This is a genomic window from Sphingopyxis sp. YF1, from assembly GCF_022701295.1.
Lineage (GTDB): Bacteria > Pseudomonadota > Alphaproteobacteria > Sphingomonadales > Sphingomonadaceae > Sphingopyxis.
Map to the genome: position 1 here is coordinate 561,427 of NZ_CP033204.1, position 13,590 is coordinate 575,016.

The 13,590-nt window shown below is 66.1% G+C and carries 10 protein-coding genes; 5 read left to right on the forward strand and 5 right to left on the reverse strand.

Annotated features, from left to right (window positions below):
* Positions 1-12: 12 nt before the first annotated feature.
* The gene (locus EAO27_RS02845) at positions 13-429 is read right to left on the reverse strand and encodes a GFA family protein (RefSeq protein ID WP_242776903.1); all 417 of its coding nucleotides are present in this window, start codon (positions 427-429) and stop codon (positions 13-15) included.
* A 186-nt stretch (positions 430-615) separates the two neighbouring features.
* Here EAO27_RS02845 and EAO27_RS02850 point away from each other — a divergent pair, with 186 nt between their 5' ends.
* Positions 616-1,584 carry a phosphatase PAP2 family protein gene (locus EAO27_RS02850; RefSeq protein WP_242776905.1) on the forward strand — a complete coding sequence of 323 codons (969 nt, stop codon included), beginning with the start codon at positions 616-618 and terminating at the stop codon, positions 1,582-1,584.
* Between the two features lie 15 nt (positions 1,585-1,599).
* On the opposite strand, the gene ptsP is transcribed toward EAO27_RS02850, so the two are convergent.
* The 3 genes from ptsP to EAO27_RS02865 form a co-directional block, all read right to left on the reverse strand.
* Positions 1,600-3,894 carry a phosphoenolpyruvate--protein phosphotransferase gene (gene ptsP / locus EAO27_RS02855; RefSeq protein WP_242776907.1) on the reverse strand — a complete coding sequence of 765 codons (2,295 nt, stop codon included), beginning with the start codon at positions 3,892-3,894 and terminating at the stop codon, positions 1,600-1,602.
* A gap of 76 nt (positions 3,895-3,970) precedes the next feature.
* Complete coding sequence (locus EAO27_RS02860; protein ID WP_242776909.1) at positions 3,971-4,741, reverse strand: hypothetical protein; 771 nt, start codon at positions 4,739-4,741, stop codon at positions 3,971-3,973.
* A gap of 33 nt (positions 4,742-4,774) precedes the next feature.
* The gene (locus EAO27_RS02865) at positions 4,775-5,779 is read right to left on the reverse strand and encodes a nitronate monooxygenase (protein WP_242776911.1); all 1,005 of its coding nucleotides are present in this window, start codon (positions 5,777-5,779) and stop codon (positions 4,775-4,777) included.
* A 458-nt stretch (positions 5,780-6,237) separates the two neighbouring features.
* Here EAO27_RS02865 and EAO27_RS02870 point away from each other — a divergent pair, with 458 nt between their 5' ends.
* Positions 6,238-6,408, forward strand: a complete 171-nt coding sequence (locus EAO27_RS02870) for a YezD family protein (RefSeq protein WP_242776913.1) — start codon at positions 6,238-6,240, stop codon at positions 6,406-6,408.
* Between the two features lie 99 nt (positions 6,409-6,507).
* Positions 6,508-9,054, forward strand: a complete 2,547-nt coding sequence (locus EAO27_RS02875) for a TonB-dependent receptor (RefSeq protein ID WP_242776915.1) — start codon at positions 6,508-6,510, stop codon at positions 9,052-9,054.
* 82 nt (positions 9,055-9,136) lie between these two features.
* Here the strand turns inward: EAO27_RS02875 and EAO27_RS02880 are convergent, their stop codons facing one another.
* Positions 9,137-9,277, reverse strand: a complete 141-nt coding sequence (locus EAO27_RS02880; RefSeq protein WP_242776917.1) for a hypothetical protein — start codon at positions 9,275-9,277, stop codon at positions 9,137-9,139.
* 379 nt (positions 9,278-9,656) lie between these two features.
* Between EAO27_RS02880 and katG the strand changes: the two genes are divergently transcribed.
* Together katG and zwf are read left to right on the forward strand one after the other, a co-directional pair.
* Complete coding sequence (katG, locus tag EAO27_RS02885) at positions 9,657-11,831, forward strand: catalase/peroxidase HPI (RefSeq protein ID WP_242776919.1); 2,175 nt, start codon at positions 9,657-9,659, stop codon at positions 11,829-11,831.
* A 281-nt stretch (positions 11,832-12,112) separates the two neighbouring features.
* Positions 12,113-13,582 (forward strand): glucose-6-phosphate dehydrogenase, encoded by a 1,470-nt coding sequence (gene zwf / locus EAO27_RS02890; RefSeq protein ID WP_242776921.1) that lies wholly within the window; start codon positions 12,113-12,115, stop codon positions 13,580-13,582.
* Positions 13,583-13,590: the final 8 nt, after the last annotated feature.

The window sequence follows — 13,590 nt, forward strand, 5'->3', positions numbered from 1 at the left end:
TCGGGCAGGCGCTTACTCCATTCCCGGGTAGCGCTCGAAGCTCGGCATCGCGTCCAGCCTCTCCATCCAGCCGATCCGTTCGGCGGTCTGGATCTGCGCGCCCGCGGGGATCAGGTCGGGATCGTCGAGCGTGCCCGACTGGACGTCGATCTGGCCGGGGAAGATCGCTTCGTTGGTGTAGAAGAGCCCGGTGCCGCAATCGCCGCAGAAATGGCGGCGGCCATGCTCGGACGAGGCATAGACTTTGGGCTCGCCCGACAATTCCAGTTCGTCGCGCCCGACGAGCGCCCAGCCGACCATCGGCGCGCCGGCGTGGCGGCGGCAATCCTTGCAATGGCACAGCGCATGATGCTGGACCGCGACGGGCATCGAATAGCGGATCGCGCCGCAATGGCACTGGCCGGCGGCGCGGGTGGGGGTATCGCTCATCGTCTCTCTCCTCGTGAATCGGTGGAGAACATAACATAAACATCGATCTTGGCAAACGCGCCGTATGCGCCGCCGGTGCCGGGGCATTAGGCGTCCATTAACCCTGATGGCCTAGGGGCAAGGGCGCGGGGGGGCGAACGACGGGACGTCAGCCGCGACGGGACCAACTCCTTCATGCGGTGAACCATGCGGATCAACCTACGCGCCATTCCCCCCGAAATCCTGATTGCGGGCGGCACGCTCGCCGTCATGTTTCTCTTCTCGCTGATCTTTTCGCTACCGATCGTCTTTCCGTCGGGAAGCCGGGCGGAATTTGTCGGTGTTCATTATCTCTACCCGCTGATCGCGGTGGCGCTGCTCGGCGTCGCGACCTTCATCGCAGGAAAGCGCGACGTCGCGGCCAGCTTCATGGTCGCGCTGCCGTGCTACGTCGTCATCCTGTTCGCGCACTTCAACATCAAGCTGTGGATTCCGCACATCAACCCCGTGATGTTCGACGATTTCTACTGGGCGACCGACGAAATGGTGCGGCCGCTCGTCGATGCCTGCATGGCCCTGCGCACCAGCGTCTTCGGCTTCATCAGCTTCGAATCCAACTTCTACATGATCTCGTTCATGGCGCTGTTCTACGTCAGCTTCCTCTATCATGCGATCAAGACGCCCGAATATTTCCGCCAGCTGGTGGTTGCGGTGCTGCTGGTGCAGGCGCTCGGTGCGCTCGCCTATCTCGTCGCACCCGCGATCGGTCCGTTCCTCTACGAAACCGGGATCGACCCGACGATCACCGGCGGACAGCAGGCGATGCTGCAATTCTACCAGCATTCGGTCGCCGAGGGGCCCGACTGGATCGCGCGGCACGGCGGCGTCAACTTCACCGTCGGGCTCGCCGCCATGCCCTCGCTGCACGCCGCCGGCGCCTTCCTCTTCTTCCTCTTCGCCTGGCGCCACGGCCGCCTGCTCGTGCCGCTCTATTCGGTGCTGCTCGTCTTCATCCTGATCACCTCGGTGGCGAGCCGCTGGCACTATGTCATCGACGTGCCCGTCGGCATCGCGCTGGCGTGGGGCTCGGCTTGGCTCGCCGAACGGATCGTCGGCAAGGTGCCGGTTGCGGCTGCTGCGCCCGAACCCGTGCCCGTCGCGGCGGCGACCGCCTGACCCGGGCAGCGGGACTTAATCGCCGAGGTCGACCTGATGCGTCCGCGCCCAATTCTCATATTGGGCGCGCGGGGTCGCCGTCGGATGTGCGAGGATCGCGGGAATGTCGCGGCGCAGCGCGCCGAGGTCGAGCGAGCGGATCATCGCCTTGACCGGTCCGACCCCGGCGGGGGTGATCGACAGCCGTTCGATCCCGATACCGAGCAGCGCCATCGCTTCCAGCGGACGCCCGCCCATCTCGCCGCACACGCCCAGCGTCACCCTCGATCCCGCGACCGTCTTCACGACGCGCGACAGGAAACGCATCACCGTCGGCGACAGCCAGTCATAGCGTTCGGCGAGTCGCGGGTGCGCGCGATCGGCGGCAAAGAGGAACTGCGTCAGGTCGTTGGTGCCGATCGACAGGAAGTCGAGGTGCGGCAGCATCAGGTCGAGCGTCTCGGCCAGCCCCGGAACCTCGAGCATCGCGCCATAGCGGATCGCGGCGGGTAATTTCTTGTTGTGGCTCGCCAGCCAGGCGCGCTGGCCGACGAACAGCGCGCGCGCGGCTTCATATTCCCACGGCTCGGACACCATCGGGAACATGACGTTCAGCGTCCGTCCGGCGGCAGCCTCCATCAGCGCGCGCGCCTGCACCTTCAGCAGCCCCTCGCGTTCGAGCGCGAGGCGCAGCGCGCGCCACCCCATCGCCGGATTTTCCTCCAGCGCGGTATCGGTGTTCATATAGGGCAGCGCCTTGTCGCCGCCGATGTCGACCGTGCGAAAGATCACCGGCCGGTCGCCCGCCGCGTCGAGCACGTCGCGATAGAGGCGCTGCTGGCGGTCGCGCGCGGGAAGCGTCGCCGAGACGAGGAACTGGAATTCGGTGCGGAACAGGCCGATGCCGCGCGCGCCGGTCAGGTCGAGCGCCGCGACATCCTCGCGCAGTCCGGCGTTGATCATCAGCTCGATCGGCACCCCGTCCTTCGTCACCGCGGGCAGGTCGCGCAGCGCGGCGAGGTTGGCGCGGCGCTTCTGCGACAGTTCGAGCTTGGCGTCGAACGCCTCCTGCACCGGCTGGGTGGGCCGGACATGCACCGTCCCGCCGGCGGTATCGAGCAGCACGAGGTCGCCCTCGCGGATCGAGGTGCGCACGTCGCGCACGCGGCCGAGCACGGGCACCCCCATCGCGCGCGCGACGATGATGACATGCGCGGTCAGCGACCCTTCCTCGAGGATCACGCCCTTCAGCCGGCGGCGGTCATATTCGAGCAGTTCGGCGGGACCGAGGTTGCGCGCGATCAGGATCGAATCCTGGCGAAGGCCCATCTGCGCCGCGGTGCCCATCTGCCCCGACACGATGCGCAGCAGGCGGTTCGACAGATCCTCCAGGTCGTGCATGCGGTCGCGCAGCAGTGGGTCGTCGATCTGGCGCATGCGCATGCGGGTGCGCTGCTGGACGCGCTCGATCGCCGCCTCGGCGGTCAGGCCGCTGTCGATCGCCTCGTTGATCCGCCGCGACCAGCCTTCGTCATAGGCGAACATCTTGTAGGTCTCGATGACCTCGTCATGCTCGCCGCCGACCCCGAATTCGGCCTGGTTCGCCATGCGGTCGATCTGCTCGCGCATCTTGTCGAACGCGGCATAGACGCGGTGGCGCTCGGCCTCGATATCCTCGGCGACCGTATGCTCGATCGTGATGCGCGGCTGGTGGAACACCGCGATGCCGGCGCCCATGCCGTCGACCAGCTTCTGCCCGGTCAGGCGCTGCGCCGACTGGTCGGTCGCGGCGGCGTCGGCGCGCGCCGCGGTATCTACCAGATCGGCGTTGGCGATCAGTTCGGACAGCACCATCGCCACGGTCTGCAGCGTCTCGATCTCGATATCATCGTACCGGCGCGGCTCGGCGTGCTGGACGCAGAGCACGCCGACCGCGCGCTCGCGGCGGATGATCGGGACGCCGGCGAAGCTGTGGAACAATTCTTCGCCGGTTTCGGGGCGATAGGAAAAGTCGGGATGCGCCGCCGCCTCGTCGAGGTTCAGCGTCTCGATCTGCTGGGCGATCGTGCCGACCAGCCCCTCGCCGAGCGCAAGGCGCGTGACGTGCACCGCTTCCTGCTTCAGCCCGCGTGTCGCGAACAGTTCGAGCGCGCCGTCGCGCAGCAGATAGATCGAGCAGACCTCGCTATCGATGCATTCGCCGATGATTCCGACGACCTGGTTGAGCTTGCCCTGCGCATGGGTACGCGACGCCATCACCTCGTGCAGCCGCGTCAATATCGTCCGCGCCGACTGGGCGGCGGTCGTGGGCGGGGGCGGGGCGTTGGTCATGTCCCGCCGGTGCTAACAGATGCCGCGCCCCCCCGCCAAGGGCGCGCGGCGAATATTTCGTATCGGATGCGAAAGATCAGCTGCCTGGATTGGCCGCTGACGCGGCCGGCATCGCCGGTCCCGGCGCCGCGGCCGGTGCCTGGGCGGTGCTCGGCGGGGTCGTGACCAGCGGCGCCGGGGCGCTCATGATCGGCGGGGGCGGGGCGTATTTCTGGTCCCACGCCGCGGCGTCGAGCTGATATTTGGCATAGGCTTCGTAGAAATCGTGGAACGGCTGGTCCAGCCGCGCCAGATTTTCATCGGCCAGGTCGATCACCTGCGCCGACGGGGTGGTGGCGACCAGCTGTGCGATCTCGTTGGCACGGGCGCAGAACTGGCGCTGCGCCGGGGGCTGTGCGAAATAGTTGAACAACTGCGTCGACAGGCGGTCGCGCTCCTTGACGCCGTTCGTCTTGTTTTCCTTGCCCAGCTGCGAGATCACCGTCTTCTCGGTCGAACGGATCGTCTTCGCATGCGTCTTGATGATGCTGTTGTAATTCGAAACGAGCGTCGCTTCCTCGAGCCCGCGGCAGCCGATCGCCGCGACGTTCAGCGCGATCTTCATCTGCCAGAAGGCGCGGTCGCCCATGATGTTGCTGTTGGCGGTGATGAAGCGCCCGTCGAGGCTGCGGCCGGGCAGGATCTGGGTGGTCGACGCATTGCCCGGCGGCAGCGGGCGCGGCGGGACGATGATCACGACGGGCGGCGGCGGCGGGGGAGGCGGCGGTGGCGGCGGCGGCGGTTTCGGCGCACAGGCCGCGACGCTCGCAAGCAGTCCGGCGACGATAATCTTACGCAGCAAATTCATGTTCCACTCCCCGACCGCATGCGTCATGCGGCATCAACCCCGCGCGTTCAAGGCCGCTTCGGCCTGTTGCACCAAAGCCGCGATGATATCGGCCACGCGCTCTTCCCCGGTTACCATGCCGACAGATTGCCCTGCCATTAACGAACCATTCTCTACGTCGCCGTCGATCACCGCGCGGCGCAGCGCGCCGGCCCAATAATGTTCGATCTGCAACTGCGCTTCCATCATATCAACGCTGCCGTCATCGAGCAAATTGGCGACTTCGCGCTGCTTGGCGGTGAAGGCCTCGGTCCCGGCGTTTTTCAGCGCCCGTACCGGGATGACCGGCAGGCGCGCGTCGATCTGGACGCTCGCCACCGCATCGCGCGCCGATGCGCGGATGAAGGCCTTTTTGAAATTCGGGTGCGCGATGCTCTCGGTCGCGCAGACGAAGCGCGTGCCGAGCTGGACGCCCGACGCGCCCATTTCGAGATAGGCGGCGATCGCCTCGCCGCGGCCGATGCCGCCGGCGACGAAGATCGGCACCTCGTCGGCCAGCGAGGGCAGGATTTCCTGCGCGAGCACGCTGGTCGACACCGGACCGATATGGCCGCCGGCCTCCATGCCCTCGATCACCAGCGCGTCGACCCCCGACCGCACCAGCTTTTTCGCGAGCGCAAGGGTGGGGGCAAAGCAGATCACCTTGGCGCCCGACGCCTTGATCGCCTCGAGGCTGCCCTTGGGGGGCAGGCCGCCCGCCAGCACGACGTGGCCGACCCCATGCTTTGCGCAGACCGCGATCAGGTCGAACAATTGCGGGTGCATGGTGATCAGGTTGACGCCGAAGTTGCGCGTCGCGAGCGCCTTGGTCGCCGCGATCTCGGCATCGAGCAGTTCGGGGGTCATCGCGCCGCACGCGATGACGCCGAAACCGCCGGCATTGCTGATCGCGCTCACCAGGTTCCGTTCCGAAACCCAGCTCATCGCACCGCATAAAATCGCGTAGTCGCTACCCAGAAGCGCGGTTCCGCGCGCCATCAGATCGTTAATTTTCGTCATCGTCCGTGCCTTTGCCAGCCCAGCGACTCGGGCGCAATCCCTAGGGTCAGGCCCCATTCATTCCGCGTTCGAGGTTTGAAGCGATTTTGTTCGGGGCGAGGAGAAAAGGTGCAGGAATATGTCGATATTTCAAGGCTTTTCGACGACGCCATGGACAAAATCGATCAAATCCCGAAGGGACGCCGAAATGGCTTCGATCTCAAGCCTGCGCGGCCTTGCGGGTAGCGATGCTACCCGCTGCGCCCGCACAGGCCCGATATCTTCGCCATTTCGACGCCTCGATCGTGGAATGAATGGGGCCTGACCCTAGCGTCGGATGTCGGCCAAACAGGCGCCGGTGGCGGCCCTTCGCTTTGGCGCGCGAACCCGTCCTTTCGGCGCAGAAAGCAAATCAATCATTGTCAACTAAAACAGTTGGCATATGCTTGAGGCTGAATCGAACCAGGGAAAGGGAATCTATGTCCGCTTCGAACCAACAGGCCCCGGGCCAGCGCGAGGCCGTGCCGCGCGCCGTGCAGACGGTGCTCGACGCGCTCGAAAAACTGCGCTTCGGCGCGATCCAGCTCACCGTCCACGAGGGGAAGCTGGTGCAGGTCGATGTGACCGAACGCCACCGCTACCCCAACTGAATCTCAGGCTCCCAAGCCGGGGGAATCTTGTCCCCTCCCGCAAAACTGCCGCAGACCGGACCACCGGATGTGGCAATTTTCTTGCAACAGGAAATTGCCATGACTGCCAAATATCCTTCCGCCCGCCGGCGCGCGCCGGCGACCGCCATCACCTTGTCCCTGCTCCTCGCTTTCGCGGCCCAGCCCGCCGCCGCCGATGAAGGCGCCGCGGCCGGAAACGAAGCCGCTGCCGCGGCCGACGACACCGCCACGCAGGTCGAGGGGGGCAGCTACGGCGGCGAAATCATCGTCACCGCGCGCCGCCGCCAGGAAACCGCGCAGGACGTGCCGATCGCCATTTCGGTCGTCGACGGCGAACAGATCGACAATACCGGTGCCTTCAACGTCGGCCGCCTGACCCAGCTCGCGCCGACGCTGCAATTCTATTCGTCGAATCCGCGCAACACCGCGGTCAACATCCGCGGCATCGGCGCGCCGTTCGGCCTGACCAACGACGGGATCGAACAGGGCGTCGGCATCTATGTCGACGACGTCTATTATTCGCGCGTCGCCTCCTCGACCTTCGACTTCCTCGACGTCGACCAGATCGAAGTGCTGCGCGGGCCGCAGGGCACGCTCTACGGAAAGAACACCACCGCCGGCGCGATCAACATCACGACCAACCAGCCGACCTTCGATTTCGAAGGCAAGGCCGAGGTCAGCATCGGCAACCTCGACTTCAAGCAGGCCAAGGCGGCGATTTCGGGCCCGCTGTCGGACACGCTCGCGGCGCGCGTCGCGATTTCGGCGACCAGCCGCCGCGGCACGATCTACAATGTCACCACCGATCGCTGGATCCAGAGCCAGGACAATATCGGTATCCGCGGCCAATTGCTGTGGCGCCCGACCGAAAATCTCGACGTTACCTTGAGCGGCGACTGGAACCGGCAGGAAGCGGTGTGCTGCGGCTCGGTCTTCGTGCGGACCGGCGCGACCCAGCGTCCGATCAACCGGCAATATGCGGCGCTCGCGGCGGCGCAGGGCTATGCGGTGCCGAGCACCAATCCCTACGACCGGCTGACCGACCTCGACGCCAATCTCAACGCGGGCAACGAGATCGGCGGTGCCGCGCTGCGCGTCAAATGGGACATCGGCCCCGGCACGCTGACTTCGATCACCGCCTGGCGCTACTGGGACTGGCAGCCCGAGAACGACCGCGACTTCACCGGTCTGCCGATCGTCACCAAATCGCAGAATCCTTCGCAGCAGGACCAGTATACGCAGGAACTGCGCTACAACTACACCGGCGACCGCTTCGACTTCGTGCTCGGCGGCTTCTATTATTACCAGCGGATCGACACGCAGGGTACCGAATCGCACGGTCCGGCGTCGAGCCGCTGGACGCTCAATCCGGGCAGCGTCGCCGACGTCCCGCCGGGTTCGACCGGCTGCGGCCCCAGCGCGTCGAACCAGCTCGCCTGCACGCCCGGGGTGCTCGACGGGCTGACCGCGATCAACACCCAATATCTCAAGAATACCAGCGCCGCGCTGTTCGGCCAGCTCAGCTGGAAGGTCACCGACCAATTCTCGATCCAGCCCGGCGTGCGGCTGAACTACGACAAGAAGGAAGGATTCTACCAGCGTCTCGTCTTCGCCGGTGACGGCAGCCCGGTGCTGTTCAACCCGCCCGCGGGGACCAACGCCGCGATCAACACCGCGCGCCTCGGCGTCTTTGCGCCGCAGGAAATCTCGCCGACCTTCAGCGACTGGAACTTCAGCTACGACCTCACCGCGACCTACAAGGCGACGCCCGACCTGCTGTTCTACGCGACCTATGCCAAGACGTTCAAATCGGGCGGCATCAACCAGAATGGCGTTCCGACCGACGCGAGCAACAACCCGATCCTCGCCGCCGGCACCGTAAAGCCCGAATCGGTCAATCATTTCGAGGCCGGGGTGAAGGCTGAATTCTGGGACCGCCGCGCGACGCTCAACCTCACCGCCTTCCGCACCGACATCAAAAATTACCAGGCCAATGTGAACAACGGCCAGTTCGGCGTGCTGCGCGGCTATCTCGCGAACGCGGGCAAGGTGCGCACGCAGGGGATCGAATTCGACGCGTCGATCCGCCCGAGCGAGCGCTTCCGCGCCTATGCCAACGGTGCCTACACCGACGCCAAATATGTGAAGTTTGTCGACGCGCCGTGCCCGCCCGAACTATCCGGCGGCACTACCGCGGGCGCCGGGCAGACCCCCGGTGCTCCGGGGATCCCGGGCGCGCTCAGCCCCGCGAACTGCGACATTTCGGGGCAGCGCCTGCCGGGCGTGTCGAAATGGGCCATTTCCTTCGGGGCAGAGGCGAACACCGAAAGCTCGCTGTTCGGCAAGGATGGCCAATTCTATTTCGGCTACGACGGCAGCTATCGCTCGAACTTCTCGTCGAACCCGTCGCCCTCGGCCTACACCTGGGTGGATGGCTATTCGCTGTCGAACTTCCGCGCCGGTTTCCGGACCGAGGATGGGCTGGATGTCTTCGCGTGGGTCCGCAACGCGTTCGACCGGAATTATCTCGAACAGCTCAGCGTCGGGCCGGGCAACACCGGGCTGATCGTCGGCTTGCCGGGCGACCCGCGGACATGGGGCGGCACGATCAAGATCGCCTTCTGATCGTCGCACCCCCGGGGCTGTCCCGGACAAGAAAAAGGGGCCGTTCCGGCTGGAGCGGCCCCTTTTTCATGCAGCCTGTCGGTCAGCGCTGCTGCGGATTGCCGCGTTCCTGGTCGGGCCGCTGGCCGCCCTGCTGGCGATCCTGACCGCCCTGCTGCTGCTGCTGTTTGCGGCGCTGTTCTTCGTCGCGTTGCTGCTGCTGGTTGGGGTTCTGGTTTGCCACTTTCTCTCTCCTGAAAGTCCGTCCCGGGGGATGGCGGACACGGGAGCAACCCCGGGCGGGCGGGGGATGTTGCACGCCGCGGCGCGGCCCGCGCCCGGACGTGCCGCATATGGGACCGACCCCATCGCCGCGCGCATCCCGCGCGCGTCTGATCGGTTCTTTCGATGACTGAATTCAGCTTATTCGGTTATGTCGATGGAGGGGCGCGGCATATCCTTTCCATCCCAAGGCGAAAGGAAGAGACGATCGACTCGCTGCCCGCTCCTGTCGACACCCCCCTGACGGGGCCGCGAGCCGTCGCCGCCCCGGCCGCGCGTCATGCGCGCGTCATCGCCGAATGCCACGATTTCCCAACGATCACCATAAGAGGAGAGACTGTATGAACGCCCCCGAAAAAGGTTGTCCGTTCGGCAAGGACCGCTTTCGCGGCCTGCTCGGCCGCACCAACAAGGACTGGTGGCCCGATGCGCTGCCGCTGGAAATCCTGCATCAGGGGGGCGTGTCGCCCGACCCGATGGGCGAGGATTTCGACTATGCCGCGGCGTTCAACTCGCTCGACTATCAGGCGCTGAAGGACGATCTCACTGCGCTGATGACCGACAGCCAGCCGTGGTGGCCCGCCGACTATGGTCATTATGGTCCCTTCTTCATCCGCATGGCCTGGCACGCCGCGGGCACCTATCGCACCGCCGACGGCCGCGGCGGCGCCAACAGCGGGCAACAGCGCTTCGCTCCGCTCAACAGCTGGCCCGACAACGGCAACCTCGACAAGGCGCGCCGCCTGCTGTGGCCGATCAAGCAGAAATACGGCAGCAAGATCAGCTGGGCCGACCTGTTCATCCTGACCGGCAACGTCGCGATCGAATCGATGGGCGGGCCGGTGTTCGGTTTCGGCGGCGGCCGCAAGGACGTCTATGAGGCCGAGCGCGACATCTATTGGGGGGCCGAGGATCTGTGGGTCAACGAGGGCGTCCAGACGCGCATCGATCCCGACAAGCAGCTCGACCTCGAAAACCCGCTCGCCGCGATCCAGATGGGACTGATCTACGTCAATCCCGAAGGGCCGGGGGGCAATCCCGACCCGCTGCTGTCGGCGCGCGACATCAAGGTCACCTTCGAACGGATGGCGATGAGCCACGAAGAGACGGTCGCGCTCACCGCGGGCGGGCACACCTTCGGCAAGGCGCACGGCGCGGGCGATGCGAGCCTGGTCGGGGCCGCCCCCGAAGCGGCCGACATCACGCTCCAGGGGCTCGGCTGGTCGTCGAGCTTCGAGACGGGGCTCGGCGCGCACGCGATCACCAGCGGCATCGAGGGCGCGTGGGTCAACACCCCCACCGAATGGTCGGAGAATTATTTCCGCCTGCTCCTCGACTATGATTATGAACTGGTGCGCAGCCCCGCCGGTGCGCAGCAGTGGCAGCCGGTGAACCAGAAGGAAGAGGACATGGCCCCCGACGCCCATAATCCGGGCAAGCGGGTGCCGACGATGATGACCACCGCCGACATGGCGCTCAAGATCGATCCCGAATTCCGGGCGATTTCGGAGAGGTTCCGCAATGACCACGAAGCATTCAAGGATGCCTTCGCGCGCGCCTGGTTCAAGCTCTGCCACCGCGACATGGGTCCCAAGGCGCGCTACCTCGGCCCCGAGGTGCCCGCCGAGGACCTGATCTGGCAGGACCCGGTTCCTGCCGGCAGCAAGCCGTCGGACGCCGATGTCGCGGCGTTCAAGACCGCGATCCTCGGATCGGGGCTGAGCGTCGGCGAACTGGTCAAGGCGGCGTGGGCGTCGGCCTCGACCTATCGCAAGTCCGACCATCGCGGCGGCGCCAATGGCGCGCGCGTCGCGCTGGCGCCGCAAAAGGACTGGGCGGTCAACGATCCGGCCGAGCTTGCGAAAGTGCTCGGCAAGATCGGCGAGCTGCGCGGCAATATCTCGCTCGCCGATGCGATCGTGCTCGCGGGCTCGGCGGCGGTCGAGAAGGCGGCGAGGGACGCGGGCTTCGACGTCAGCGTGCCCTTCGCCGGCGGCCGCGGCGATACCACCGACGCCCTGACCGACGCCGACAGCTTCGACGTGATGGAGCCGAAGGCCGACGCCTTCCGTAACTATCTCGCGACCAAACACAGCGTGAAGACCGAGGAACTGATGCTCGACCGTGCGTCGCTGCTCGGCCTGTCGGTTCCCGAACTCACCGTGCTCGTCGGCGGTCTGCGTGTCCTCGGCGCCAACGCGGGGGGCAGCAGGCATGGCGTGTTCACCAACCGCGTCGGACAGCTCACCAATGACTTCTTCGTCAACCTGCTCGACATGGGCACGACATGGGAAGTCGTCGACACGAGCGCCGACGAGGAGTTCATCGGCTATGTTCGCGGCGGTCGCACCGAACGCTGGCGCGCGACGCGCACCGACCTGATCTTCGGCTCGAACTCGCAGCTGCGCGCGACGGCCGAAGTCTATGCCGAAAAGGGGCATGAGGAAAAGTTCGTGCGCGACTTCGTCAAGGCCTGGACCAAGGTGATGAACGCCGACCGTTTCGACCTCGCCTGACGGGCGGGGCCGGCGCGGGACATGCCCGCACGCCGGTCCTGCCGAACGGCGACGGGTCGCGGCCCGCCCCCGGGAACATGGGCCTGGGGGCGGGTTTTATGCGCAGGCGGGTACCGTCTCGCGATTGGCCTGCCAGCTTTCCCCGCGGCACGATACGGCGCCGCGCGCTCTTGCCGCCGCATCATGCCGGCGCCGGGCCGGCCGGCCTGCGCCGCGGCTTACGTATGCGCGTTGCATTCGCGCCGGTCATCCGCCACGTCTGGTCCCGGATAGCCAAGGGGATGGTCGTGAGCGTCAAAGTCGAGACATTGGTGCTGTTCGGGGCGACCGGCGACCTCGCCCAGCGCATGCTTTTTCCCTCGCTCTACAATCTCCATCTCGACGGGCTGCTCGCACCGGAACTGACGATCGTCGCCTCGGGGCGGTCGCAGATGGACCGCGCTGCCTGCCACGCGATGGTGCGCGGGGCGCTGGCCGACCATCTTCCGGCCGACCAGATCGACGAGGCGGCCACGGCGCGCTTCCTCGATCGCATCGACTATTGCCCCGTCGATGCCGGGGCCGGCACGGGGTACGACGATCTCGCGGCGATGCTCGGCGACCGGCTCGGCCGCCCGATCGGCGCCTATCTCTCGACGCCGCCGTCGATGTTCGGACCGATCGCGCAGGGGCTCAAGCGTGCGGGTATCGCTTGCGCCGAATGCCGGATCGCGATGGAAAAGCCGATCGGCCACGACCTTGCCTCGTCGCGCGAGGTCAATGCCGAGGTCGGCGACGCCTTCGCCGAAGAGCATGTGTTCCGCATCGACCATTATCTGGGCAAGGAAACGGTCCAGAACCTGCTCGCGCTGCGCTTCGCCAACATGCTGTTCGAACCCTTGTGGAACGCGCAGGCGATCGATCATGTCCAGATCACCGTCGCCGAGACCGTCGGGCTCGAAGGCCGCGTGTCCTATTATGACGGCGTCGGCGCCTTGAAGGACATGGTCCAGAACCACATGCTCCAGCTGCTCGCGATCATCGCGATGGAGCCGCCCGCGAGCGTGAGCGCGACCGCGGTGCGCGACGAAAAGGTCAAGCTGCTGCGCTCCTTGCGCAAGCTCGGTGCCGAGGACATCAAGGCGCACAGCGTCAAGGGCCAGTACGGCAGCGGCGCGGTGAACGGCGCCGCGGTCGCGGGCTATGCCGACGAACTCGGCCACCCGTCGAACACCGAGACCTTCGTCGCGATCAAGGCGCATATCGACAATTGGCGCTGGAAGGGGGTGCCCTTCTACCTGCGCACCGGCAAGCGCATGCCGCAGCGCAAGTCGGAGGTGCTGATCCAGTTCAAGCCCGTGCCGCACAATATCTTCGCGGGCGTCGGCGCGGGCAGGCTCGATGCGAACAGCATGATCATCAACCTCCAGCCCGAAGAGAATATCCGGGTCAAGGTGATGGCGAAGCAGCCGGGGCTCGACCGCGACGGGGTGAAGCTCAAGGAGGTGACGATGGACGTCTCGCTCTCGCACAGCTTCGCCGGCGAGCGCCGCCGCATCGCTTACGAGCGCCTGTTGCTCGACTTTATCGAGGGCGACCAGACTTTGTTCGTGCGCCGCGACGAGGTCGAGGCGCAGTGGCAGTGGATCGACTCGATCCGCGACGCCTGGGCCGCGGTCGACATGGCATCGCAGACCTACACCGCGGGAAGCTGGGGGCCGTCGAGCGCGATTGCGCTGATCGAGCGCGACGGGGCGAGCTGGCATGATTGAAAAGTCAT